This window comes from Streptomyces sp. NBC_00466, from assembly GCF_041433995.1.
Classification (GTDB): domain Bacteria; phylum Actinomycetota; class Actinomycetes; order Streptomycetales; family Streptomycetaceae; genus Streptomyces.
This window is the reverse complement of record NZ_CP107896.1, coordinates 1,324,904-1,350,624: the sequence shown is the minus strand read 5'-3', so window position 1 is coordinate 1,350,624 and position 25,721 is coordinate 1,324,904. Positions and strand designations below refer to the sequence as shown.

General features: G+C 71.1%; 20 protein-coding genes and 2 pseudogenes. 10 read left to right on the top strand and 12 right to left on the bottom strand.

Features of this window, described 5'->3' with window-relative positions:
• The first annotated feature begins 117 nt into the window (after positions 1-117).
• The gene (locus tag OG210_RS05885) at positions 118-1,158 is read left to right on the top strand and encodes a 3-isopropylmalate dehydrogenase (protein WP_328331786.1); all 1,041 of its coding nucleotides are present in this window, start codon (positions 118-120) and stop codon (positions 1,156-1,158) included.
• A gap of 228 nt (positions 1,159-1,386) precedes the next feature.
• Complete coding sequence (locus OG210_RS05880; protein WP_328331788.1) at positions 1,387-2,493, top strand: branched-chain amino acid aminotransferase; 1,107 nt, start codon at positions 1,387-1,389, stop codon at positions 2,491-2,493.
• Positions 2,494-2,580: 87 nt separating this feature from the next.
• Here OG210_RS05880 and OG210_RS05875 read toward each other — a convergent pair whose 3' ends face one another.
• Both OG210_RS05875 and OG210_RS05870 read right to left on the bottom strand, forming a co-directional pair.
• The gene (locus tag OG210_RS05875; protein ID WP_371535176.1) at positions 2,581-3,792 is read right to left on the bottom strand and encodes an amidase; all 1,212 of its coding nucleotides are present in this window, start codon (positions 3,790-3,792) and stop codon (positions 2,581-2,583) included.
• A gap of 11 nt (positions 3,793-3,803) precedes the next feature.
• The gene (locus OG210_RS05870; protein ID WP_371535174.1) at positions 3,804-5,252 is read right to left on the bottom strand and encodes a cytosine permease; all 1,449 of its coding nucleotides are present in this window, start codon (positions 5,250-5,252) and stop codon (positions 3,804-3,806) included.
• Positions 5,253-5,422: 170 nt separating this feature from the next.
• Here OG210_RS05870 and ureA point away from each other — a divergent pair, with 170 nt between their 5' ends.
• The 6 genes from ureA (at position 5,423) to cimA (ending at position 12,959) form a co-directional block, all read left to right on the top strand.
• A complete protein-coding gene (gene ureA / locus OG210_RS05865; protein WP_371535172.1) occupies positions 5,423-6,124 on the top strand; it encodes an urease subunit gamma in 702 nt (233 codons plus the stop codon).
• The gene (locus OG210_RS05860; protein ID WP_328331796.1) at positions 6,117-7,781 is read left to right on the top strand and encodes an urease subunit alpha; all 1,665 of its coding nucleotides are present in this window, start codon (positions 6,117-6,119) and stop codon (positions 7,779-7,781) included. Before ureA ends, OG210_RS05860 begins: the two co-directional genes overlap by 8 nt.
• An 83-nt stretch (positions 7,782-7,864) precedes the next feature.
• On the top strand, positions 7,865-8,884 hold the full coding sequence (locus OG210_RS05855; RefSeq protein ID WP_371535170.1) for an agmatine/peptidylarginine deiminase: 1,020 nt from the start codon (positions 7,865-7,867) through the stop codon (positions 8,882-8,884).
• Positions 8,885-8,954: 70 nt separating this feature from the next.
• Positions 8,955-9,566 carry a TetR/AcrR family transcriptional regulator gene (locus tag OG210_RS05850; protein WP_328331800.1) on the top strand — a complete coding sequence of 204 codons (612 nt, stop codon included), beginning with the start codon at positions 8,955-8,957 and terminating at the stop codon, positions 9,564-9,566.
• 97 nt (positions 9,567-9,663) lie between these two features.
• Entirely contained in the window at positions 9,664-10,995 is a 1,332-nt protein-coding gene (locus tag OG210_RS05845; RefSeq protein WP_371535167.1) for an MFS transporter, read from the top strand.
• 350 nt (positions 10,996-11,345) lie between these two features.
• Complete coding sequence (gene cimA / locus OG210_RS05840) at positions 11,346-12,959, top strand: citramalate synthase (RefSeq protein WP_328331804.1); 1,614 nt, start codon at positions 11,346-11,348, stop codon at positions 12,957-12,959.
• Positions 12,960-13,319: 360 nt separating this feature from the next.
• Here the strand turns inward: cimA and OG210_RS05835 are convergent.
• The 9 genes and pseudogenes from OG210_RS05835 to OG210_RS05795 form a co-directional block, all read right to left on the bottom strand.
• A pseudogene (locus tag OG210_RS05835) lies at positions 13,320-13,898 on the bottom strand (pyridoxamine 5'-phosphate oxidase family protein); the annotation flags it as partial.
• Complete coding sequence (locus tag OG210_RS05830) at positions 13,895-15,148, bottom strand: globin domain-containing protein (RefSeq protein WP_328331806.1); 1,254 nt, start codon at positions 15,146-15,148, stop codon at positions 13,895-13,897. The gene OG210_RS05830 and the pseudogene OG210_RS05835, both read right to left, overlap by 4 nt.
• Before the next feature lie 761 nt (positions 15,149-15,909).
• Complete coding sequence (locus OG210_RS05825; RefSeq protein ID WP_328331808.1) at positions 15,910-18,477, bottom strand: FtsX-like permease family protein; 2,568 nt, start codon at positions 18,475-18,477, stop codon at positions 15,910-15,912.
• A 53-nt stretch (positions 18,478-18,530) separates the two neighbouring features.
• Positions 18,531-19,304, bottom strand: coding sequence for an ABC transporter ATP-binding protein (locus OG210_RS05820; protein ID WP_328331810.1), 774 nt, complete (start codon positions 19,302-19,304; stop codon positions 18,531-18,533).
• Between the two features lie 160 nt (positions 19,305-19,464).
• Positions 19,465-20,142 (bottom strand): response regulator transcription factor, encoded by a 678-nt coding sequence (locus OG210_RS05815; protein WP_328331812.1) that lies wholly within the window; start codon positions 20,140-20,142, stop codon positions 19,465-19,467.
• Complete coding sequence (locus OG210_RS05810; RefSeq protein ID WP_328331814.1) at positions 20,139-21,758, bottom strand: histidine kinase; 1,620 nt, start codon at positions 21,756-21,758, stop codon at positions 20,139-20,141. The genes OG210_RS05815 and OG210_RS05810 overlap by 4 nt, the downstream gene beginning before the upstream one ends.
• Before the next feature lie 227 nt (positions 21,759-21,985).
• Positions 21,986-22,633: a hypothetical protein gene (locus tag OG210_RS05805; RefSeq protein ID WP_328331816.1), complete on the bottom strand. Its 648-nt coding sequence runs from the start codon at positions 22,631-22,633 to the stop codon at positions 21,986-21,988.
• A gap of 262 nt (positions 22,634-22,895) precedes the next feature.
• Positions 22,896-23,102 carry a 4-oxalocrotonate tautomerase family protein gene (locus tag OG210_RS05800; RefSeq protein WP_328331818.1) on the bottom strand — a complete coding sequence of 69 codons (207 nt, stop codon included), beginning with the start codon at positions 23,100-23,102 and terminating at the stop codon, positions 22,896-22,898.
• 91 nt (positions 23,103-23,193) lie between these two features.
• Complete coding sequence (locus tag OG210_RS05795) at positions 23,194-23,928, bottom strand: SDR family oxidoreductase (protein ID WP_328331819.1); 735 nt, start codon at positions 23,926-23,928, stop codon at positions 23,194-23,196.
• 106 nt (positions 23,929-24,034) lie between these two features.
• On the opposite strand from OG210_RS05795, the gene OG210_RS05790 reads away from it, so the two are divergent.
• Together OG210_RS05790 and OG210_RS05785 are read left to right on the top strand one after the other, a co-directional pair.
• The gene (locus OG210_RS05790; protein ID WP_328331820.1) at positions 24,035-24,733 is read left to right on the top strand and encodes a TetR/AcrR family transcriptional regulator; all 699 of its coding nucleotides are present in this window, start codon (positions 24,035-24,037) and stop codon (positions 24,731-24,733) included.
• A gap of 13 nt (positions 24,734-24,746) precedes the next feature.
• A pseudogene (locus tag OG210_RS05785) lies at positions 24,747-24,860 on the top strand (CGNR zinc finger domain-containing protein); the annotation flags it as partial.
• Here OG210_RS05785 and OG210_RS05780 read toward each other — a convergent pair.
• Positions 24,861-25,469: a YceI family protein gene (locus tag OG210_RS05780; protein ID WP_328331821.1), complete on the bottom strand. Its 609-nt coding sequence runs from the start codon at positions 25,467-25,469 to the stop codon at positions 24,861-24,863.
• Between the last annotated feature and the right edge of the window lie 252 nt (positions 25,470-25,721).

Sequence of the window (25,721 nt, the reverse complement as noted above, 5' to 3'; positions counted from 1 at the left end):
GCCCCGTCGGCCTGACGCGCTCCTGCCGTACGGGTGAACGGTGCCCGTACAGCAGATCACGTGTCCGGATAATGGACACCACATGTCATCCCCTGGGACGCGCAGTAGGGTGCCGTCATGTCTCGCAGCCTCAATCTCGCAGTGATCCCCGGTGACGGTATCGGCCAGGAAGTCGTGGCCCAGGGCCTCAAGGTCCTGAACGCGGTCCTTCCTCAGGATGTGAAGCTGGAGACCGAGGAGTACGACCTCGGCGCCCAGCGCTGGCACCGCACCGGTGAGACCCTCCCGGACGCCGAACTGGAGTCGCTGAAGCGCCACGACGCGATCCTGCTCGGCGCGATCGGTGACCCCTCCGTGCCGTCGGGTGTCCTGGAGCGCGGTCTGCTGCTCAAGCTCCGCTTCGCCTTCGACCACTTCGTCAACCTCCGCCCCTCGAAGCTGTTCCCGAACACGGCCACCCCGCTCGCCGGCCGCCCGGACATCGACTTCATCGTCGTCCGTGAGGGCACCGAGGGTCCGTACACCGGCAACGGCGGCAGCCTCCGCACCGGCACGCCCGCCGAGATCGCGACCGAGGTCAGCGTGAACACGGCGTACGGTGTCGAGCGGGTCGTCCGCGACGCGTTCGCCCGGGCCCAGGCGCGCCCGCGCAAGAAGCTGACGCTGGTGCACAAGAACAACGTCCTCGTCTACGCCGGCCACATGTGGAAGAACATCTTCGACAAGGTGGGCCAGGAGTTTCCGGACGTCACCACCGACTACCTGCACGTCGACGCCGCGACGATCTTCTTCGTCACGCAGCCCGAGCGCTTCGACGTCATCGTCACCGACAACCTCTTCGGCGACATCCTGACCGACCTCGCCGCTGCCGTGACCGGCGGCATCGGCCTGGCGGCCTCCGGCAACATCAACCCGACGGGCACCTTCCCGTCGATGTTCGAGCCGGTGCACGGTTCGGCGCCCGACATCGCGGGCACCGGCAAGGCCGACCCGACGGCCACGATCCTCTCCGTCGCCCTCCTGCTGCGCCACCTCGGCCACGAGCCGGAGGCCGCCCGCATCGAGGACGCGGTCTCCGCGGACCTGGCGGAGCGCGGTACGGAGCCGCGTACGACCGACCAGATCGGCGACGCGCTCGCGGTACGAGTAGCGGGCTGACCCGTCGACTGATACACCACAGCCGCCGGGTCTCTCAGACACCCGGCGGCTGTGTTTTGCGGTCCCCGGGTGCGACCATCGAATCCTGGACCGCATTCACGCCTTTCATCCGCGGCCACCCACGAGCGATAATCGGACGTGGGGCCGCGGTATGTGGGGAAGCTCGGACGTCCTAGTAGTGGCGTGAGCGCGGTCCGTCACAAACAACCGGTGAAGGACATACCTCTCATGACGACGCTCCCGATCGAGCTCAAGCCCTCTTCCAACCCGTTGTCCGACGCGGAGCGGGAGGCGCTGCTGGCCCGCCCCGGATTCGGCCGCCATTTCACCGACCACATGGTGACCATCAAGTGGACGGAAGGGCGGGGCTGGCACGACGCGCAGCTCGTCCCGTACGCGCCGCTCTCCCTGGACCCGGCGAACATGACCCTGCACTACGGGCAGGAGATCTTCGAGGGGCTCAAGGCGTACCGCCAGCCCGACGGATCGGTCGCCACCTTCCGCCCGGAGGCCAACGCCAAGCGCTTCCAGCTCTCCGCCCGCCGCCTTGCCATGGCCGAGCTGCCGGTCGAGACCTTCCTCGCCGCATGTGACGCGCTGGTCCAGCAGGACAAGGCATGGGTTCCGGCGCACGGCGGCGAGGAGTCCCTCTATCTGCGTCCGTTCATGATCGCCACCGAGGTCGGTCTGGGCGTGAAGCCCGCCAACGAGTACCTCTTCATCGTGATCGCCTCGCCGGCCGGCGCCTACTTCGAGGGCGGCGTCAAGCCGGTCTCGATCTGGCTGTCCGAGGACCGGGTGCGCGCCGTGCCCGGCGGCATGGGCGAGGCCAAGACCGGCGGAAACTACGCCGCGTCCCTGCTGGCCCAGGCCGAGGCAGCCCGCCAGGGCTGCGACCAGGTCGCTTACCTCGACGCCGTCGAGCACAAGTGGGTCGAGGAACTGGGCGGTATGAACCTGTGCTTCGTGTACGGGGGCGGGGACGGCCGCAAGCCGAAGATCGTCACGCCGCAGCTCACCGGCTCGCTGCTGGCGGGCGTCACCCGCGACTCGCTGCTCTCCGTCGCCCGCGACCTCGGCTACGACGCCGAGGAGGGCCGGGTCTCCATCGACCAGTGGCGCCGCGACACGGAGAACGGCTCGCTCACCGAGGTCTTCGCCTGCGGCACCGCGGCGGTCATCACCCCCGTCGGCACCGTGAAGTCGGCAAGCGGTGAGTGGACGCAGGGGGACGGTACGCCCGGTGAGGTCACGCTGGCACTGCGGGCCGCGCTGCTCGACATCCAGCGGGGGGTCGGCGAGGACCAGCACGGGTGGATGCACCCGCTGGGCTGAGGTCCGTCCCTTTCCCGGGGCCCCGGACCCCGCTCCTCAGACGCCGGAGGAGCTTGTTCAAGCTCCTCCGGCGTCTGAGGCCAGAGGTCACTCCTCCCCGAGCGCCGTCTCGATCAACGCCCCCCAGGCCAGCACCCGTTCGTCGTCCCCCGCCGCTCCTACGCACTGGAGCCCCAGCGGCAGGCCGTTCCCCGCGTGTCCCGCCGGGAGTGTCAGGGACGGCAGTCCCGCGTTGCTCCAGGGGAGGCACATGACGGAGCTGCCCGTCGTGGTCAGCCCCACCGGGGCCGGGCCGGTCGCCGACGGTGTGATCCACAGGTCGGTGCCGGCCATCGCCGCCGCCATCCGGTCCCGGAACGCGACCCGTTCCCGCTGCGCCCGCGCGTACTCCACCTCCGTGATGCCCTGGCCCTCCCGGATCGCCCGTACCGTCTCGGGCCGGTAGAGCGCGCCGTACTCCGCGAACCACTCCGCATGGGTACGGGCCACCTCGTAGCGGTTCATCGTGAAGAGCTGGGCCCTGACCTGCTCGAAGTCGGCCATCACCGGGATGCGCCGCACGGTGAACCCGGCCGCGCGCAGCCGTTCCACCCGGGTCGCGAAGACATCGAGTGCCTCCGGTTCCGCGCACTCCAGATACGGGCCTTCGGGGACCGCGAGCACCGGCAGACCGGGCGACCGGCCCTCCGCGCCCGCGGGCGGCCCGTACGGGTGCCAGTTGTCGCAGACCACCGCGACCGCGGGCAGCAGCCCGGCCACGTCCGCCGCGAAGAGGCCGACGGTGTCGAAGCTCGGGGCGTTCGCGATGACGCCGTCCACCGGTATGCGCCCGTACGTCGGTTTGAAGGCCGCCACCCCGCAGTACGCCGCCGGGCGGATCACCGAGCCGACCGTCTGGGTCCCCACGGCCAGCGGGACCATCCCGGCCGCGACCGCCGCAGCCGAGCCGCTGCTCGATCCGCCGGGTGTGTGCGCGGGGTTGCGCGGGTTACGGGTCGGCCCGGGGGCCAGTACCGCGAACTCGGCCGTCACCGTCTTGCCCGCGATCACCGCCCCCGCCGCTCGCAGCCGGTCGACGAGTGTGGCCTGCCGTCCGGCCAGGGCCTCGGGCGGGAGGGCCGAACCCGCCCGGGTGGGCAGGGCGTTGACGTGGATGATGTCCTTGATGCCGACCGGGACGCCGAAGAGGGGCGGCCGGTGCGCGGGGTCGGGCCAGCGGGCTGTGACTGCCGCGGTCTCGGCCGCGATCCGTTCGGCGCGGCCCGGTTCGGGGACGAAAGCCTGTATCTCACGCTCCATGGGCCACGACGCTACAACTCCGCGAGCGCTCCGGCAGGGGTCTCGGAAGGGTCCGCCGGGGCCGCCGCGGGGCTGCCGGCCGCGGCCGTGCGCCGGGTGAGGGCCGCGTAGACCAGCCCGCCGACCGCACCGGAGAAGAGGAAGCTGCAGTCCACTCCGCCGGTGAGGTGCAGCAGGGGGCCCTCGTAGAACGGGGTGGAGACCGCGCAAAGACCCACGGCCGCGCCGGCCGCCCAGGCCACCGACGCCCGGACGTTCCAGCCGGAGCGGTACCAGTAGACCCCGCCCCTGGACCGGCGGTTGAAGACCTGGAGAGCCTCCGAGTCGTACTGGCCGCGGCACCGGACGTAGCCGATGACGGTGATCACGGCCCAGGGCGTGCCGATGGCCGTGAGCAGCAGTACGAACGAGGTCATCGCCGACTGGGCGTTCCAGGCGAAGTGGCCGACGAAGACGAAGAGGGTGGCGACACCGGCCACCACCAGGGTCGCCCGCGCACGCGTGGCGCGCGGCAGGATCGCGTCCAGGTCCAGGCCCATCGAGTAGAGCATGAGACCGGCGTTGCCGACCGAACCCGCTGACGCCGCGAGCAGCAGCGGGATCAGGTACCAGCCGGGTGACGCGGTGACCAGCGGGCCCGCGAAGTCGACGGCCGAGCGGGCGGCCAGCGCGGTGTACGTGCCGAAGAGCTGGGGGACGAGCAGCCCGAGTATCAGACCGAAGCAGGTGGCGGTCAGGACGGCGCGGGAGGTGTGGCGGCGCGGCGAGACATAGCGGGTGTAGTCGCCGAGCAGGGTGATGAAGGCGATGGGGCCGCTGAGCCCGGCGGCGACGGCCGAGAGGAACCAGGTGGGCCAGAAGGAGCCGAGCAGATACCCGGTGTGCGGGGCGGCCGCGGTGGTGAAGTGGGGGGCGTACGCGAAGAGCCCGAGCACCAGCAGGAGCGTCATACCGATGGCGAGGGCCTTGCTGAGGCGCAGCAGGATCCGGTATCCGTACACCGCGCCGGTGACGGTGAGGGCGGCGAGGAGTGCGTAGACGACGGCGTGCATCAGGCCGCTGTCCGGCAGCCCGGTCAGCCGGGACAGGGCCCCGATCATCACGTCGCCACCGGTCCAGAGGGTCAGCGCCGTGTAACCGAGCGAGAGCAGCAGGCCGACGATCGAGCCGATGAGCCGGCCGCGCACGCCGAACTGGGCGCCGCTCGATGTGGAGAGGTTGGTGCCGGTCCGCAGCGAGACCAGGGCGAGCGGTGCGGTGAGGAGTGTGCCCACGACCGTGCCGGAGACGACGGAGGTGACGGACGGCCACAGGCCGAGGCCGAAGGAGACCGGCAGCCAGCCGAAAATGATCACTCCCAGGCAGAGGTTGGACCCCAGCAGGATGCTGATGAGATCGCGCGGACCGCTGGTGCGCTCCGCGTCCGGGATGGTGTCGACTCCGCGCTGTTCGATCGGCACGAGGTACCTCTCCGCTCGTCTTTTTGAGTGCCGCTCAATCTGATGTCTTCCGGTTTGGCATGTCAATGGTTTCTGTTCTTTCTATAACCGTTGTTTGAAGTTAGAGTGACGCTCTAAACGATGAGTGATGGGCAATCGGACGTTCCGACGACCAATGGAAGCGAGTGGGCGTGAGACTGACCCCGACAGAGCGCGACCGGCTGTTGCTGTTCGGCGCCGCGGAGCTGGCGCGGGCGCGCCGGGCGCGCGGGCTGCTGCTCAATGTCCCCGAGGCGACCGCGCTGATCGCCGACACGGTCTGCGAGGCGGCCCGTGACGGGCGGCGCCTCGCCGAGGCGATCGAGGCGGCGCGCTCGGTGCTCGGCCCCGGCGATGTGCTGCCCGGGGTCGCCGATGTCGTCGCCGAGGTGAATGTCGAGGCCGTCTTCGACGACGGATCGCGGCTCGCCGTGGTCACCGACCCCATCGGCGGCGGCTCGCTGGGCGATGACGCGCCCGGCGCCGTACTGTCCGGGCCCGGCTACCAGGACCCCGTCCCCGAGGTGACGCTGACCGTGCACAACACCGCGTCCGTGCCGGTCAGCGTCACCTCGCACTTCCACTTCTTCGAGGCCAACCCCCGGCTGGACTTCGACCGCGCCGCCGCCTACGGCAGGCGGCTGTGTGTGCCCGCGGGCTCGTCCGTGCGGTTCGGGCCCGGCGAGAGCGCCGATGTGGAGCTGATCGCGATCGGCGGCGACCGGATCGCGATCGGGTTCGCGGGGCTGGTCGACGGGGAGCTGGACGCGCCCGGCGCGAAGGAAGAGGCCCTGCGGCGCGCGGCGGCCTGCGGATATCTGGGTGCCGGACGACAGGAGCCGAACGATGAGTGAGTACGCAGCCGTGCACGGACCCCGCGCCGGTGACCGGGTCCGCCTCGGTGACTCCGGGCTGACCGTCCGGGTCGAGTCCGACGCGCAGCGGCCCGGCGACGAGTTCCTGGCCGGATTCGGCAAGACCGCCCGCGACGGACTGCACCTCAAGGCCGCCGCCGTACGCGACACCTGCGATGTCGTGATCAGCAATGTGCTGGTGATCGACGCGGTGCTGGGCATCCGCAAGGTCTCCATCGGTATCCGGGAGGGCCGGATCGCGGCGATCGGCCGGGCCGGCAACCCCGACACCCTCGACGGGGTCGATGTCGTCGTCGGCACCGGCACCTCGATCGTCTCGGGCGAGGGGCTGATCGCCACCGCCGGAGCCGTCGACGCGCACGTCCATCTGCTCTCGCCGCGCATCATGGAGGCCTCGCTCGCCTCCGGCGTGACGACCATCATCGGCCAGGAGTTCGGCCCGGTCTGGGGCGTCGGCGTCAACTCGCCCTGGGCGCTGCGCCACGCGTTCAACGCCTTCGACGCCTGGCCGGTCAACATCGGCTTCCTGGCCCGCGGTTCGTCGTCCGACCCGGCACCCCTGGTGGAGGCGCTCGCCGAGGGCGGCGCGTCCGGCTTCAAGGTGCACGAGGACATGGGCGCGCACACCCGCGCCCTGGACACCGCGCTGCGCGTCGCGGAGGAGTACGACGTCCAGGTCGCCCTGCACAGCGACGGCCTGAACGAGTGCCTGTCCGTCGAGGACACCCTGAGCGTGCTGGAGGGCCGTACGATCCACGCCTTCCACATCGAGGGGTGCGGCGGCGGCCATGTGCCGAACGTGCTGAAGATGGCCGGGGTCCCCAACGTCATCGGCTCGTCCACCAACCCGACGCTGCCGTTCGGCCGGGACGCGGTCGCCGAGCACTACGGGATGATCGTCTCCGTACACGACCTGAAGACCGATCTGCCGGGCGACGCGGCCATGGCCCGCGACCGGATCCGCGCCGGGACGATGGGGGCCGAGGACGTCCTGCACGACCTGGGCGCCATCGGGATCACCTCGTCGGACGCGCAGGGCATGGGGCGCGCGGGCGAGACCGTGCGCCGGACCTTCGCGATGGCCGGGAAGATGAAGGCCGAGCGCGGCGCGGAGGGCGACGACGACAACGCCCGCGTCCTGCGGTACATGGCGAAGCTGACCATCAACCCGGCCATCGCCCACGGCCTCGCCCACGAGATCGGCTCCATCGAGACCGGCAAGCTCGCGGACATCGTGCTGTGGCGGCCCGACTCCTTCGGCGCGAAGCCGCAGCTCGTCCTGAAGTCGGGTTTCCCGGCGTACGGCGTGACCGGCGACCCGAACGCCGCGACCGACACCTGCCAGCCGCTGATCCTCGGACCGCAGTTCGGCTCCTACGGGGCGACGGCGGCGGACCTCGGCGTGGCCTTCGTGGCGCAGGCCGCCATAGACCTGGGCAGCGACCACATGCCGACCCGCCGGCGGCGCGTCGCCGTGCGCGGCACCCGGGGCATCGGCCCGGCCGACCTGCGTCTCAACTCCCGTACGGGACAGGTGGATGTGAACCAGCGCACAGGTCTCGTCACACTCGACGGCGACCCGCTGGAGTCGGAGGCCGCGGAGTCGGTCTCGCTCAACCGCCTGTACTTCCTCTGATCCCGTCCTTCCTGTCTCAACCCGCAGCCTGTCACCGCTCAGCCTTCGATCCGCGTCAGACCGATCTCCCGGAGGACCCGCCCATGTTCCGTATGCCGCCCGAGTGGGCCCCGCACGAGCGCACCTGGATGGCCTGGCCCGGGCCCAACCCCACCTTCGACGACGAGGCCGGCCTGGCGCAGGCGCGCGAGGCGTGGGCCGCGGTGGCGCGGGCGGTCCGCCGCTTCGAGCCGGTGACGATGGTGACAGGCCCCGGCCAGTCCGCGGAGGCCCGTGCGCTGCTCGGGCCGGATGTCGAGCTGGTGGAGCGCGACCTGGACGACGCCTGGATGCGCGACATCGGCCCGACCTTCGTCACCGACGGCGAGCGGCTGGCCGCGGTGGACTGGACGTTCAACGGCTGGGGCGCCCAGTCCTGGGCCCGCTGGGGACATGACTCCAAGATCGGCGCGTACGTCTCCGACCTGGCCGGGGCGCAGACCCACACCTCGGAGCTCGTCAACGAGGGCGGCGCGATCCATGTCGACGGCGAGGGCACGGTCCTGCTGACCGAGACCGTCCAGCTCGGCCCCGAGCGCAACCCCGGCTGGACCCGCGCACAGGTCGAGGCCGAGATCCACGCCCGGCTCGGCACCACGAAGGCGATCTGGCTGCCGCGCGGACTCAGCGGCGACTACGGCGAGTTCGGGACCCGGGGACATGTCGACATCGTGGCGGCGTTCGCGCGGCCCGGTGTGGTCGTGGCCCACACCCAGCCCGACCCCGCCCACCCCGACCACGAGCTGTGCAAGGGGATCGTGGCGCAGCTCCGTGCGGAGACCGACGCGAAGGGCCGCCCGCTGGAGGTGGTCGAGGTCCCGGCCCCGACCACCCTGAAGGCCGACGGGGAGTGGGTCGACTACTCGTACATCAACCACTACCTCTGCAATGGCGGAGTGGTGCTCTGCGCGTTCGGCGATCCCCGGGACAAGGGTGCGGCGGCGGTCTTCCAGGAGCTCTTCCCGGACCGGACCGTCGTACAGGTCGACGCCCGGACGATCTTCGCGGGCGGCGGCGGCATCCACTGCATCACCCAGCAGCAGCCGCTCGTCGGACAGGGCTGAGGCCGGAGGCCCACCAGTGGACAAGGACGGGCCCGCGGCGGCCGCCGGCGCATCCCATATTCTGGGCGGCATGAACGAACCGGCGGCCCGCGCGCGCAAGAACGCCCCGCCTCGCGAGACCCTGCTGGCCGCGGCCATGGCCAGCATCGCCGCCGGCGGCCTGGAGAAGCTCACCATGGCGGGGCTCGGCCGCGAGGTCGGGATGAGCAGCGGGCACCTCCTGTACTACTTCCGCTCCAAGGACGAGCTCCTCCTCCAGACCCTCGAATGGAGCGAGGAGCTGCTCGGCATGGACCGCCGCGCGGCGCTCGCCCGGCAGGTGCCGGTCCGCGAACGGCTCGACGCCTACGTCGACCTGTATGTCCCCGCGGGCCCCCGTGATCCGCACTGGTCGCTCTGGCTGGAACTGTGGAACCGGGCGCACGGCGTCGACGACGACACCCGCGCCCGGCTGCTCGACATCGAGTTGTCCTGGCACCGCGATCTGGTCGCCCTGCTGGTCGAGGGGGCGTCGCGCGGTGAGCTGCGCGCGGTCGACACCGAGCGGTTCGCGACCCGGATACGGGCGCTGCTCGACGGTTTCAGCACCCATGTCGCGATGGCCCTTCCCGGTTCGGGCAGGCCCCAAGTCCTGGCCCACGTCGGCGAGTTCATCGACGAGGCGCTCGCCCCGCAGAGCTGAACCGGCCGCCCGGGGAACGCAACGCACACAAGTACGCGTGATCGTTGCGTGCGGCCCTCTTGTGGGCCGTCAGGCGGCTGCGCCACCGTGAATCCCCATGGGACGAGAGCAGTGGAAGAAAGTCTGGGTCGGCTCGGCCGGCAACATGGTCGAGTGGTTCGACTGGTTCGTGTACGCCACCTTCGCGGTGTACTTCGCCGACGCGTTCTTCCCGAAGGGGAACGAGACCGCGAACCTCATGAACACCATGGGCATCTTCGCCGTCGGGTTCTTCATGCGGCCCGTGGGCGGCTGGCTGCTCGGCCGGATCGGCGACCGCAGGGGCCGCAAGGCCGCGCTGACCCTCACCGTCTCCCTGATGTCGGCGTCGGCGATCCTCATCGCGGTCGCCCCCACGTACGGGGTCGCCGGGTACGGGGGCGTGGCGGTCCTGCTGGTCGCCCGGCTGCTCCAGGGGCTCTCCGTCGGAGGTGAGTACGCGGCCAGCGCCACCTATCTCACCGAGGCGTCCGCCCCCGGCCGGCGCGGATTCGCCTCCAGCTTCCAGTACGTGTCGATGACCGCGGGCCAACTCGTCGGCCTGGGACTGCAGATCGTCCTCCAGCGCACCCTGTCCGAGGACGCGCTGCACAGCTGGGGCTGGCGCATCCCGTTCATCGTGGGCGCTGTCGGCGCGGCCGTCGTCTTCTATCTGCGGCGCTCGCTCCTGGAGACCGAGGTGTACGCGGAGTCCGGCGCGGCGGCGGACGAGAGCCGCGGCACGCTCAAGGCGCTCTGGGCGCACCGCCGGGAGGCGGTGCTGGTGATGGCGCTCACGATGGGTGGCACCGTCGCCTACTACACGTACACGACCTATCTGACCAAGTTCCTCTCCTCCAGCGCCGGTATGCCGAAGCCGACCGCGTCGCTGGTCAGCTTCTGCGCGCTGTTCGTCTTCATGTGTGTCCAGCCGCTGGCGGGCCTCCTCTCGGACCGGATCGGCCGCCGCCCGATGCTGATCACGTTCGCGGTCGGCTCGACCTTCCTGACCGTGCCGATCATGACGATGCTCAAGCACGCGGGCACGTTCTGGCCGGCCTTCGGCCTGGCACTGCTCGCGCTGCTCATCGTCACGGGCTACACGTCGATCAACGCGTGTGTGAAGGCGGAGCTGTTCCCGACCGGGATCCGCGCGCTGGGGGTCGCTCTGCCGTACGCGGTGGCCAACGCGCTCTTCGGGGGGACCGCGGAGTATGTGGCGCTCTGGTTCAAGAAGGCCGGGGCCGAGTCGGGCTTCTACTGGTACGTGGCCGGGTGCGCGGCCGTCTCGCTGGTGGTGTATCTCACGATGCGGGAGACCCGCGACATCGATCTGAACCGGGCCGCCGCCCCGGGCACAGCCGGCCGTGCCCCGGAGAACCTGGGAAAGACGAGCCCTTCAGCGCTGTGAGACCCGGCCGGGACGCTCCGGTCCGCGGGCGTGGTCCGCGCCACGCCCGCGCAGGAGCTTGACCGGATAGTGAGATTCCCTCTACGGGGAGTGGACGGTGTGGCAGACTGCGACCGTGTCCTCGTTCGCCATGATTATCGGCAGCAGGCGCGCCGGTCCGCAGTGACCGCACCCGTACCAACCCGTACGGCGCGGCCACCGTGCCCCAGACCCGCGCGCTAACCCTTCGCACCCGCGAAGGGTTTTTTCGTTTCCAGGCCCCACCTCGGCCGGGAACGAGGCGCACGCGAAGATGGGGGCAAGTGGAGCCAGAAATTCCGGATCCACCCATCCGACAGGAGTCGATCAGCATGACCACAGAGGCCAAGGCCAAGGCCACGGACGACAGTTTCCATGTCTTCGACACGACGCTGCGCGACGGCGCGCAGCGCGAGGGCATCAACCTCACCGTCTCGGACAAGCTGACGATCGCCCGGCACCTCGACGACTTCGGCGTGGGATTCATCGAGGGCGGCTGGCCCGGCGCCAACCCCCGCGACACGGAGTTCTTCGCCCGCGCGCAGCAGGAGATCGGCTTCAAGCACGCCCAGCTGGTGGCCTTCGGCGCCACCCGCAGGCCCAACACCCCTGCTGAGGAAGACCCACAGCTCAACGCGCTGCTGGAGTCCGGCGCCCCGGTGATCACCCTGGTGGCCAAGTCCCACGACCGCCATGTGGAGCTGGCGCTGCGCACCACGCTCGAAGAGAACCTGGCGATGGTGCGCGACTCCGTCGCGTACCTCCGCGCGCAGGGCCGCCGCGTCTTCCTCGACTGCGAGCACTTCTTCGACGGATACAGGGTCAATCCCGAGTACGCCAAGTCCGTCGTACGCGCGGCGGCCGAGGCCGGCGCCGATGTCGTCGTCCTCTGCGACACCAACGGCGGGATGCTGCCCGCCCAGGTCCAGGCCGTCGTGGCCACGGTCATCGCGGACACCGGCGCACGCCTGGGCATCCACGCCCAGGACGACACGGGCTGCGCCGTCGCGAACACCCTCGCCGCCGTCGACGCGGGCGCGACCCATGTGCAGTGCACGGCGAACGGCTACGGGGAGCGCGTCGGTAACGCCAACCTCTTCCCGGTCGTCGCCGCCCTGGAGCTGAAGTACGGCAAGACGGTCGTCCCCGAGGGCGCCCTGCCCGAGATGACCCGCATCTCGCACGCCATCGCCGAGGTCGTGAACCTCACGCCCTCCACCCACCAGCCGTACGTGGGTGTCTCCGCCTTCGCGCACAAGGCGGGCCTGCACGCCTCCGCGATCAAGGTCGACCCGGACCTCTACCAGCACATCGCCCCCGAGCAGGTCGGTAACACCATGCGGATGCTCGTCTCCGACATGGCGGGCCGCGCCTCGATCGAGCTCAAGGGCAAAGAGCTCGGCATCGACCTGGGCGGCGACCGCGAGCTGGTCGCCCGCGTCGTCGGCCGCGTCAAGGAGCGCGAGCTCCAGGGCTACACGTACGAGGCCGCCGACGCCTCCTTCGAACTGCTGCTCCGCGAGGAGGCGGAGGGCCGCGCCCGCCGCTACTTCCGGGTCGAGTCCTGGCGCGCGATCGTGGAGAACCGCCCCGACGGCACACACGCCAACGAGGCGACGGTGAAGCTGTGGGCCAAGAGCGAGCGCATCGTCGCGACGGCGGAGGGCAACGGCCCCGTCAACGCGCTCGACCGGGCGCTGCGGGTCGGCCTTGAGCGGATCTACCCCCAGCTCGCGAAGCTGGAGCTGACGGACTACAAGGTCCGCATCCTGGAGGGCAGGCACGGCACGGACTCGACTACCCGTGTGCTGATCACCACCAGCGACGGCACGGCGGAGTGGTCGACGGTGGGCGTCGCGGAGAACGTGATCGCCGCGTCCTGGCAGGCGCTGGAGGACGCGTACACGTACGGGCTGCTGCGGGCCGGGGTGGAACCGGCGGAGTAGGAACGAGGAGGAACGAGGAGGAGCCGGCGGAGCGGCAACTCCCCGCCGGCCGGGCTCGGTTCCGGCCGGGCTCGGTTCCGCCCGGTCCGGCGGGCCGGTCCGGCGGGACGGGCGCGGTCAGCGCAGAAGTTTCAGGAGCCGCTCCCGCCGCGTCCTCGGCGGCGCATCGGAGGAGTCTCCGCTCCTGGTGGCGGCGTGACGGGCGGGAGGCACAGGGGGCGCGGGCGGCGCGGGAGGCTCCGCATACGACGCGGACGCCGGATAGGCCGCGGACGCGGGCGCGGGCGCCGGACAGGACGGATCCGAGGGCCCCGGATAGGAGCCGGCCGCGGGGTACACCGCAGGCCGCTGCTCCCCGGTGAAGTACTCGGCGTCCTTGGGCCGTTCGTCCGGCGAGACGCGGGGCCGCCGCCCGGGCTCAAGGTGCGGGATGTGCTTGGAGCAGTGGACGTACGCCTCCTCGACCGACAGATGTATCCACATCTGCGGCTGCCTGCCGGGCGCCGGGTCGGCCGGCAGATGCGGATACAGGGCGTAGTGGTCGTGCGCCGAGTACACCTGGGCCCGCCCGTTCACATGCAGCCCGATGTGATGCTCGGTGAAGTCGATGAAGAGCATGCCGAGATGCGGGTTCTCGGTGATGTTGCCCGCGCTGGCCACCACCCCGTTGCCTCGGTACTCGGGGTAGGTGAGGGTGTAGTCGTCGAGCGCGACGACGAACCCGGGCGGCCCCGCCCGGAAACTCGCGTCGCACTCGCCGTGCGCGTCCGCCGTGGACAGGAACACCATGTACTGCCGTGCGATGAAGTCGCGCATCGCCGGGGTGAGACAGGGACGCATCTGCCGCTCGTAGAAGCCGGAGGCGCGGTCCGCCGTCCCCAGCGCCTCCTGCAGCAGCCGCTCCCCGGGGGAGCCGAACGTCCCGTCATAGGTGGTCACAGCTGATCGTCTTCCTCCTGGGCGCGGGCCCGGCGCAGTGACGAGGCGAGTGCGGGTGCACCCCATGGGTCGTAGTGCAGCTTCCCCGGCGCGAGACCGCGGCGGAGCAGGACGTCGGCCGCCGCGGAGATCATCTGCTGGGGGCCGCTGAGGTACGCCTCGTGCCGGTCCCAGGGGCCGAACTCTGCCAGTACCTGGGGAAGGGCGCCGGTGCGGCCCACGATGTTCTGCTCGGAGACCGCCGCGCGGACGGTGAGCCAGGGGTGGCGCTGGGACATCCGGAGCATGTCGTCCAGACCGTACAGTTCATCGGCCGTTCTGGCACCGACGAACAGATCGACACTGCGCCGGTGCGAGATGCCCTGCCGCGCCACCTCTTCGATCAGGGCCCGCATGGGGGCGAGCCCGGTGCCGCCCGCCACACAGAGCAGGTTGTCACGGGACGCCGGGTCGATGGCCATGTCCCCCTGCGGCGGGCCGATTCGCACCCAGTCGCCGACCGATGTGTGGTCGACCAGGGCCTGACTGACCCGGCCGCTCCGGACCGCGCGGATGTGGAAGGTCAGGACCGAGTCCGCGCGCGGTGCGTGGGCCGGGGAGTAGTGGCGCCACTCCCTGGGCCACCACGGCGACTCGAGGCTCAGGTACTGGCCCGCGGTGTAGGTGTACGGCTGGTCGGGCTGCACGGTGATTTCCGCGATGCCGTTCTGGTGGCGTACGTGCCCGATCACCTGGGCGTTCCAGGCCGCGGGGGAGTGCTGGGCGTTCTCCTCGGCGGCCCGCATCATGATGTCCGCGACCGCCCCGTAGGCGCGTTCCCAGGCGCCGGCGATCTCCGGGGTCCAGGCCGGGCCGGCGAACCGGGCCAGGGTTTCGAGGAGGCACTCGCCGACCGCCGGGTAATGGGCGTTCTGCGTACCGAACTTGCGGTGGTCCCGGCCCAGGTGGGAGCAGAAACGGGTCAGGCTCTCGGGGTCGTCGACGAGTTCGACGATCCGCAGCAGCGCCCGGAGCAGCCGGTCACGCTGCACATCCATGTTGGCGGGGAAGAGTTCGCGAACCGTCGGATACCGGGCGAAGAGGATCGCGTAGAAGTAGACCGCGAGCTCTTCGACCTGCGGTTCGATCACCGCGAGGCTGGCCCGTATGAGCTCCGTGTCGTGTGCGCTGTCGGATGTCACCCCCGGCATGGCCGCGTGCTCCGCGCCGAGCGGGGGAGGCGGCGCGGGAGCGGGTACTTCGGGCGTCACTGGCCCGGGCCTGTTGGGGCTGCCTCGGCGGAACCACCTGCCGCCGCCGCTGTGCGGCGCTTCCTTCACCGTGCGCCGGTTGTCGGGCGCAACGCGGACGGGCCTTCGGCCTCGGCGCGTATTCCGGTCGGACCAGGTCTGTCCCTCATGTGCTTCCGTACTCCTCGGCTCCGTGGGTCCTGCGGCGCGTGCCGACCGCAGGGCGGATCCGGGCAGCGACAGTTGCAGTTCCTTTGCGGCAGCCATTACAGCGAGGGCTTGATCCTCGCGCAACCCGCGTACGATGGCACGCTGTCCATATTGTGGACACAGGTCGTCCACAAACCGTCCGCAGGCCGTCTGCCGCAAGGGGCAACCGGTCGTCCGCAGGCGCGGTCGACACGGGTGTGGACAGTTTCACAGCCGTGGACCGGGCGTTCCGGCCGATGCGGATTCCGAAGCTCTGCGTGAGCACCGCGGTGCCGTGGGTGGTGGGCGGCGCCGGGTCGGCCGCGCGGTGAGACCGCATTGCCGGAGGCCGGCGCCAACAGGCCGTGCTCCGGGGCCGGTACACATCTGCGAAGCCTCCGGGCCGGCCCGGGACCCGGCGGAGGGCGGCAGCAAGCGCCCTCCGCCGGTGGCCCGTTACGCGGGGACGCCGGCCGGCACCGGCCGGGCTGCCGGGACGCGGCTGAGACTCCGGTTACGCAGCCGGGACGTATGGTCTGGTCGATGAGGGCGTGCCAGGCGTCGCGGGCCCACGAAGTTCGGCCGGACAGGGCCTAGACGTCGGTGACGGCCCGTAGGGGGCTGAGCGCGGCGGCCCGTCGGGCGGGCAGGGCGGCCGCGACCGCGCCGACGGCGAGGGAGAGCAGGACCACGAGGGCGAGGGTGGGCCAGGGCAGGGAGAAGGAGTACTGCGGGATCGCGCCGTTGGCCAGTCCGCTGACCTTCCACGCTCCGAACAGCCCGCCTGCCAGTCCGAGCAGGGTGCCGAAGGCGGCGACGCAGACGGCCTCCAGCTGGATCATGCGGCGGACGTCGGAGCGGTCCATGCCGATGGCGCGCAGGACCCCGATCTCCCGGGTGCGTTCCGAGACCGACATGGCGAGAGTGTTGATCATTCCGAGTGCGGAGATCACTACGCCGATGGCGAGCAGCCCGAACACCATGGTCATCAACTCGCCTGCGACTCCGGCCTGTTCCTGGACGAGCTGGTCGCGGCTCTGAATCTTGAGCAGCGGGCTGTCGCTCACCGCGGCACGCAGCTGCTTGGCCAGGTCCTCGGAGACTGCGTCGCCGGAGGTGCGGACCAGGATGCGCTGCACGGATTCCGGCAGGTAGCCGAGCTTCTGCACGTCGGCGCGGTAGCCGAGGACGTCCTGGGCGGTGGGGTTGTCCTGGTAGATGCCGACGACGGTGTAGAGCCGGTCGCGGTCGCCGGTTCCGGGGCCGATGCCCGCCTTGATCTGCTCGCCGGTGGTGACGTGGTGGTCACGGGCGAAGCTGTGGGAGACGGCGATCCTCCCGGGGCCGAGCCCTCTGGCGGAACCGCGCAGGAAGTGGAGCTTCATCACGTCGTCCACGGTCTTCGGGTCCACCCCGGAGACCGTCTTGGCGTAGGGGCCGGCGCTGATGGTGGAGTCCGCCACGGCGGAGGCGGTCCGCACACCGGGCACGTCGGCGACGCGCTGGACGGCGGCGGAGTCGATGGCGGTGGTGGTGTCGCGGGTGCTGATGACGTAGTCGGCGCTCAGTCCGGCGGCGGCCTGGGCGTCCAGGGCCCGGCTCGTGGACTGGTCGATGACGGCGAGGCCGGAGACCAGCGCGGTGCTGATCATCAGGGCGGCGGCGGTGGCGGCGGTACGGCGCCGGTCGCGCAGGGTGTTCTCGCGGGCGAGGTCGCCGACGACGCCGAAGCGGGCGGTGAGCCGGCCGATTTGGCGGATCACCGGGCCGGCGAGCAGCGGGGCCAGGGTGATCAGTCCGACCACGAGGATGCCGGCCCCGAACATCGCGGTCCGGAGGTTGTCGTCGGTGGCGCTGGTCGCGTCGCTCAGCGAGAACAGCAGGCCGGTTCCGAGGGCGATCATGACCAGGCCGACGATGCCGCGGACGCGGGAGACCATGGCGGACGGTGGCTGTTCGGCGATGCGCATCGCCTCGATGGGGGCGATCCGTGCCGCGCGGCGTGCGGGCAGCCAGGCAGCGAGCACGGTGACGCCGACCCCTACGGCGAGCGCGGCGAGGACCGTGGTCGGGCCGATGACCAGCGGCCCGCTGGGAAGCAGGTCGCCGGAGGTGTCCAGCACGCCCGGCAGCACCGTGGCCACCCCCAGGCCCAGCAGGAACCCGAGAACGGACGCGGCGAGACCGACCAGGGCCGCTTCGGCGAGGACCGAGTGGACCACCTGGCGGCGGGTAGCGCCGATCGCCCGGAGCAGGGCGATCTCGCGGCTGCGGCGTGCCACGAGCATGGTGAAGGTGTTGGTGATGAGGAATGTGCCGATGAACAGCGCGACGGCGGCGAAGAGCAGGGGCAGCCGCTGATAGCTGTGGGTCTTGGTGCTGATGAAAACGGACTGCTGGTCGGCCTGGGCGCTGCCGGTGGTGGCTTCGGCGCGGTCGGCGGGCAGGACGGCGGTGACGCGGTTGGCGAGTTCGGACTGGCTGGTGCCGGGCGTGGCGGTCAGGTCGATCTGGTTGTAGTGCCTGGGGGCGGCGAACAGCTTCTGGGCGGTGGCCATGTCGAACATGGCCAGGGTGCCGCCGGCCTTCACCCGGCTGTCGTTGGCGGACACCAGGCCCACCAGGCGCTTGTGGAGGACCGGCCCGTCCTTGGCGAGTGTGACGGTGTCGCCGATGGCATAGCCGGCGGCGGCCGCGGTGCCCCCGTCCAGCGCGACCTCACCGCTGCCCCGGGGGGCGCGGCCGGCCGTCAGCGGGTAGCGGCTGTCCTTGCCGTCGGCGCCCGGGACGTAGGCGGCACCGAACTTGCCCATCAGGCTGTCGGCGCGCATCGGTGTGCCGTCCTTGGCGGACAGGGTGACCGAGCCGTCGGCTGCCGGGCGGGCGGAGGCGACGCCGGTGACACTGGACAGCTTGCGTACCAGGGCGTCGTCCAGGACGCCGTACTGCTCCGTGCCGGAGGCGCCCGGACGGTATGCCGGAGTCACGCTGACGGCGATGTCCGCGTAGTCGCGGGACATGGCGGCGCGGTAGGCGGCGGTGGTGGAGTCGGCGAAGACCAGGGCGCCGGTGATGAACGTGACGCCGAGGCAGACCGCGAGCACGGTCATGAGCAGACGGGTTCTGTGCGCGAGGACGTTGCGCAGGGCTGTTCGCAGCATGGTGAGCTTTCGCAGGGTGGTGAGGGAGGGCGGTGGCGGGCTGACGGATACGGTCAGGTGGCGCGGCCCTGGGCTTCGAACGCGAGCATCCGGTCGAGCACGGCGTCGGCGGTCGGGCCGTCCAGGTCGTCCACGAGCCGGCCGTCGGCGAGGAAGACCACCCGGTCCGCGTAGGTGGCGGCCAGGGGGTCGTGGGTGACCATCACCACGGTCTGGCCCAGTTCCCGCACCGAGTCGCGCAGGAAGCCCAGTACCTCAGCACCGGAACGGGAGTCGAGGTTGCCGGTCGGCTCGTCGGCGAAGACGATCTCCGGGCGGGAGACCAGGGCGCGGGCCACGGCGACGCGCTGCTGCTGGCCGCCTGAGAGCTGCGCCGGGCGATGCGCGAGCCGGTCCGCGAGGCCGACGGTGGCCACGACGGTGTCCAGCCACGCCGCCTCCGGCCTCCGGCCGGCAAGTCGCAGTGGCAGAACGATGTTCTCCAGCGCGGTCAGCGTGGGCAGCAGGTTGAATCCCTGGAAGACGAAGCCGACCTTCTCCCGCCGTAGGCCGGTCAGCTGCCGGTCGTTCAGGGCGGACAGTTCGGCGTCGCCGATCCGGGCCGACCCCGCGGTCACCGGGTCCAGGCCGGCCATGCAGTGCAGCAGCGTGGACTTGCCGGAGCCGGAGGGGCCCATGACCGCGGTGAACCGGCCCCGCGTGAACTCCACGGACACCGTGTCCAGTGCGGTGACCCGGGCCTCCCCCCTCCCGTACGTCTTGGTCAGGCCGGTCGCGCGGGCGGCCGGTTCGGTGCGGGTGGCGCTGGAAGGGTACGGGTGCGACATCGGGACTCCGCCTCGGATACGACGGCCCGCGAGGAGTGCCGCGAGCCGGGGGACACATCCATCATCACGGTCTTGAGCTGGCGAAATGTCGTGCTGAAGGCGGGAGTTGGGCTCTGCCTGAGGGGAGACTCCCGTCGCCATTTCTCTGCCGAAGGTCCTATCAGGAGGCCAGGCCGGCACGGTGAGCCAGCAGCGCGGCCTGCACGCGGCTCGCCGAACCGGTCTTGTCCAGGATGGCGCCCACATGGGTCTTGACCGTGCCGACGCCGATGCCGAGTCGCCCGGCGATGTCCTGGTTCGAAAGACCCTGGCCGAGCATCACCAGGACCTCCCGCTCCCGGCCGGTGAGCCGGGCGATCCGATCGTTCGCGAGCGCGCCCCCGGCACCCTGCGGGGTACCGGAACACAGCATCCGGGAGATCACCGTCCCGGTCACGCCCGGCGAGAGCACGGCATCCCCGGCGGCGGCTGCCCGCACCGCGCTGATCAGCTCCTGCGGCCCGTCGTCCTTCAGCAGGAACCCGGCGGCGCCCTCCCGCAGCGCCCGCATCACGTTGTCGTCGTCACCGAAGGTCGTCAGCATCACCACGCGCGGCGCGGGATCGAGGGCGAGCAGTGGCGCGATCGCGGCCAGACCGTCGCACACCGGCATCCGGATGTCGACCAGAGCCACGTCCGGGTGGTGCGCGGCGGCCTCCGCTACCGCCGCGTGCCCGTCCGCGGCTTCGGCGACCACGTCGATGCCCTCCGCATGCCGCAGGATCAGGCGCACACCGTGCCGGATCATCGCCTCGTCGTCGGCGAGCAGCACACGGATCAGCTCTGTGGGCGCGGTCATGGGGTCTCCCAGGGCGGGGCGTCCCGTACGGACGGGACGGTGAAGCGGTCGATGGAGATGAGGCGTTGTGCAGTGTCGAAGCAGTAGCGGGTGATGGTGAAGGCGCCGGGCCGGGGGCCGGGGCCGGCTGCTGGGTAGACGCAGCCCGCCGTCCGGGCGGGGCGCGGCGGTTCGTGTCCGTCGGCCGCGGCGCGTACGGCCGGGCTGTCGAAGACGCCCTTCAGCTCCTGGTACGTCATGCCGAGGCGCGGCTGTGGAGGCGGGGCCGCGCCCCTCGGCTGGCCGTAGACCATGCTGACCGCGAGCGTCATCACCACCCACAGGGCCGCCGCCCCGAGACCGAACATCAGCGTCCCGGCGGTTCGCGGGCCGTGCGGCAGCGCCGCCGGACCAGTGCCGTCCGGGGGAGAGACCGCCGTATCGCCCGCTCCCGGATTCCTTGTGACGGCGTCGGCCGGTTCCGCGGGGACGGCCGCCACCACCTGGAACCCGCCGGACGGCAACGCGCCCGTCTCGAAGGTGCCGCCGAGCAACTCGACCCGTTCCCGCAGGCCCGGCAGACCCCGCCCCGTACCGGCCCCGGGCCGTACGCCGGCCGAGACGGCTGACGCGCCGTTGCGGACGGTGACACGCACCGCCTGGTCGTCATGCTCCACCGCCACGGTGACATGGGAGGCCGCCGCGTACCGGTGCACGTTCGTCAGGGACTCCCGCACCACCCGGTGCACCGCGCGCCGTACCTGTGCCGGGCGTACGTCGAGGTCGGGGCCGCTCCACTCCAGCCGCACGGCGATGCCGCCGTCGCGGGACCGCGCGAGCAGCGCCTCGATATCGGCCCGGGTGCCGGTGGCGTCGGTGAAGGCGTCCGGCCCGGTGTCCTGGCCGAGCGGGCCGAGTACCCCGAGCGCCTGCCTCAGCTCACGCATCGCGTCCCGGGTGGTACGCCGGACCAGGACGGCCTCCTCACGCAGCTCAGGGTCGGCCGTGCCGAGGGCGAGTTCCAGACCGCCGGCGTGCAGGGAAATGAGACTGAGCCGGTGACCCACCAGGTCGTGCATCTCGGCGGCGATCCTGGACCGCTCATGGATGCGGGCCTCGCTGTCCGCGGACCGGCGGGCCCGCTCGGCCGCGTCACCGCGTTCGCGCAGTGCCTGCAGCAGCCGCGTCTGCTGCCCGGACACCGTCCCGGCCAGGCCGGGTACGACCAAGGCGGTCACCGCCATGGCCAGCCCGAGTTCCAGGCCGTACGTGGCAGGGCCGGGGCCGATCGAGGGGGCGGCCGCAGTCGCGGACGCCATGGTCAGCGCACTCGCGCCGCCCAGCAGCCGGACACGATGGCGCGGACGGGCCGTACCGATCGCCACCGTGTACGCGGCGGCTGCCGTGATCGGACCGACGACGGATGCCGCCCCGGTCAGCACCGCGAGGACCAGGAGCGTGGCGTCGGGCCACCGCCGCCGCAGCGGGAAGACAGCGACGGCGACCGGGATCAGGGAGAGTTGGACCCCGGCGTGCGGCAGGTCCCACAGCCGCAGGGCGACCGCCCACAGACACAGGGCGGCCACCGCCACACCGGCGGTCTCCCCGACGACCCGGCCCACTCCCCCCGGACGCACCGGAGCATCCCGCCCGGGCTGGGCGCAACGGAAACGGCTGAGAAGGGACACACCGCCCAGTATCGATTGCCTCGGGCGGGCGGACGTGGACCTCAGGACCGATCCGGGTCTCTGCCTTTCGACAGAGACGGTGATCCGCTACCCCGGGAGATTCCGGCGGGTGCGGTTGTCAGCGCTGTGGCGGTGGAGCGGCTCCGGCGGCTCCACCGCCACAGCGGGACAGGTGGTTACGCGTGGGCGCTGATCACACCGCCGGAACTGAGCACGATGTAGATGCCGTTGGCGTCGACCCCGGCGTCGTGCTGGTTCGCGTTCAGTGTGGCGTCCACGCCGTCGTGGCCGATGATCTGCGCGCGGTACTGACCCTCGCCGAGTTTCGTGACCTTGGTCTTCCAGCCGCCCGCGAGCTTGAACGTGCCCGGCCCCTGGTGCCCGCCGCCCATCCAGGCGTGGACCTCGCCGCCCAGTGTGAGTACGACGAACATGTCGTTGGCGTCGAGCCCGGCGTCGGCGTCCTGCTTGGGCGTCTCCAGGGTGGCGAAGACCTCACCCTTGTGGACGAGCTTGGCGAGGTAGTGCTGGGGGCCGACCTGGTAGATCTTGGCGGTGCTGCCGTCCGGCAGGGGCTGGGTGTGGATCGGCGCCGACGTGGTCGTGGTCGTGTCGGCGATGGTCTTGGACTCGTCGGCCGCACCGCCGTTGCCGGTGGACTGGGCGGTGGAGTCGGCGATGGAGACGGAGTCCTTCTTCTCCACACCGGCTGCGGCGTCCTTGCCCCCGCTCTGGCAGGCGGTCAGCGAGAACGCCGCAGCGGCTGCGACGGCAAGCAGGCCGGCGGAACGGACGGTACGGCGTGCGCGGCGAGTGGTCTTCATTGGAAATCCCCCCATGGGTGTCAGGATCCGGCGCCTCCGCCTGCTCCCCGCAGGGCGGCCGACCGGGGCTGCTGTTCGCTACACCCTGTGTGATGGAACCCGGGCGGGGGTTTGTTCACCGGGTTCTGTCCGCACTTGGTAACAAGGGAACTGGGGGCAGCCACCCGGCTGATGGGCGTTGCGACGGGCTGCCCGGGGGAGGTGGCCTCTGATGCTCGGGCGGCGGGGCGGACGCCGGGGCGCCCGACCCGCCGTCAGGTGGTCAGCTCCTGCCGAGCATCCCGGACGTGAGGATGGTGCCGCCCACGCCCCAGCCCCCGTCAGGGACCTCGTCGATGACCACCAGGGTGGTGGCCCGGGCGCGCTCACCGTAGACATCGGCGTAGGCGGCGGTGACGGCGTCGATGAGCTTCTTCTTCGACTCCTGCGTCAGGGTTTCCGCGGGCACCTTGAGGTTGGCGAAAGGCATGGTGATTCCTGCTCTCTGATGGAGTGTTGGGCAAACCGGATGGATGTGGTGGATGTGATGGCGAAAGGGTCCGGAGCGTGGCTGCCGGGCGTCAGACGATCCCGCCGTTGGCGCGCAGGACCTGACCGTTGACCCAGTGCCCCGCGGGGCCGGCCAGGAAGGCGACGACCTCGGCGATGTCCTCGGGGGTGCCGAGCCGCTCCAGCGGAGGCTGTTTGGCGAGGCGCTCGATCGTGGCCTCGTCCTTGCCCTCGAAGAACATTTCGGTGGCCGTGGGGCCGGGGGCGACCGCGTTGACCGTGATGTCGCGGCCCCTCACCTCCCGTGCGAGAACGAGCGTCATCGCCTCGACCGCGCCCTTGCTGGCGACGTAGGCGCCGTACTGTGGGAACTGAAGACCCATCACCGAAGTGGACAGGTTGACGATGGCACCCGCGTCGCGCACGCGACGCGCGGCCTCCCTGGCCACGACGAAGGTGCCGCGGATGTTGGTGCGGTACAGGTCGTCCAGGACGGCGAGGTCGAGGTCCGCGATGGGGGACAGGCCCATCCGGCCCGCCGAGTTCACCACGACGTCAACGCCGCCGAACTCCTTCTCCGCCGAGTCGAAGGCCGCCGCGACCGCGTTCTCGTCGGCCACGTCGGCCTGCACTGCTATGGCCCGGCCCCCGGCGGCGGTGATGGTCTCCACCACCTGGCGGGCGGCGTCGGCCGACCCGGCGTACCCCACGGCGACGGCGTAGCCCCGGGTGCCGAGGAGGGTCGCTATGGCCCGGCCGATCCCGCGGGACCCGCCCGTGACCACGGCGACGCGCTGCTCTTTCATGACCACCCTCTTCCGTATCGCTGATATCAACGTTCGAAATCGATGATAGGGCGACGCTAGCACGGGGGCTTTATCGGCGCTAGCCATGTCGCGTATCGTTGATTTCATGGATACGGACGCGACCATCCGCGCGGCGATGATCGAAGCCGCGCTGCAGCAATTGGCCGGCTCTTCGGACCACGACGTGGCCACTCGTGCGGTCTGCGAAGCCGTCGGGGTCACCCAGCCGGTCCTCTACCGGCTGTTCGGCGACAAGCGCGGACTGCTCGACGCGGTGGCCGACCACGGCTACGAGCGGTACGCCGCGCTCAAAGCAGCCCAGGAGCAGACCGGTGACCCGGTGGCCGACCTGCTGGCCGGATGGGACGGCCACCACGCCTTCGCGCAGCGCGATCCGGCGCTCTACCAGCTGATGTTCACGCCCAGGCCCTGGTCGCACTCCACTGCCCGGCAGCGCGTTTTCGACCTGCTCGTCGCGGCGCTCGTCCGGTGCGCGGCGGTGGGCGCCCTCAGAGTCGAACCGCGCACCGCGGCAGAGCTGATCCTGTCCGCGAACGTCGGTATCACGCTCCACCACATCGCAGCTCCGGCGCTGTTCGACGATCCGACGGTCTCGCACCGGATGCGCGATGCGGTGTTCTCCCAGGTGCTCACCCGGCCGACCGGACAGGACGAGGGCGATCCCCTGCACTCGGCCGCGCTGCGCCTGCGGGCGCAACTGGAACTGACCGGCACGGACGCCCTCGAACCTGCGGAGACCGCTCTGCTGCTCCGCTGGCTCGCCCGCATCTCCGAGCCGCTCTGAGCCGGGCTTCGGCTTCAGCGTGGAGGGGAGCGGTCCTGCCCGCCGGTACTGCTCGCGCCGGTGCGCCGCCACCCGGGAGCGGGTCGCGGCGCACCGGCGCGAGCAGGGTTCGGCAACGGGCCCGTGATCAGGCGGACTTGATCGCCGAGATGTCGAAGGCCAGCTTGACCTTGTCGCTGACCATGACACCGCCGGTCTCCAGTGCGGCGTTCCAGGTCAGGCCCCAGTCGGAGCGCAGGATCTCGGTGCTGCCCTCGAAGCCGACGCGCTGGTTGCCGTAGACGTCGGTGGCCGAACCGTTGAACTCCAGGTCGATGGAGAGCGGCTTCGTGACGTCCTTGATGGTCAGGTCGCCGACGATGCGGTACGTGTCGCCGCCGAGCTGCTCGGCGCGCGTGGAGCGGAACGTCATGTGCGGGAACTGCTCGGCGTCGAAGAAGTCGCCGCTGCGCAGGTGGCCGTCACGGTCCGCGATTCCGGTGTCGATGCTCTCGATCCGGATGTCGATGGCCGCGGTGGACTTCGCCGGGTCGGAGCCGTCCAGGTGCAGCGTGCCCTCGTGCTCGGCGAAGGAGCCGCGCACATTGGTCACCATGGCGTGGCGCACGGTGAAGCTGATGGCGCTGTGCGCCGGGTCGATGCTGTAGTCACCGGACAGGGCGGCCAGGGCGGGGTCCACCGGGAGGGTGGCGGTGGTGGCCGGGGCGGTGGGGGACTTGCGGTTGAACAGAGCCATGGCTCCTCCTCGGGTGAAGGGTGGTGCGGGAGTGCGTGCAGGGGTGGCGTCCAAGGTGTTTGTTTAATCTTCAACCTTCGACGGATTCACTGTAGGGGCATCTGGTTCAAAATTCAACATCTTTCGCAAGGGGTGTGCGGGCGGGTGGGCAGATCGATGTGCGGCGCACGATGACGGCCCTCTGGCGACGCGCGTAGAACTGCGGCACTATCTGTCCCGCTCCACCTGCACAGCGGCCCCACAGGCAACGCG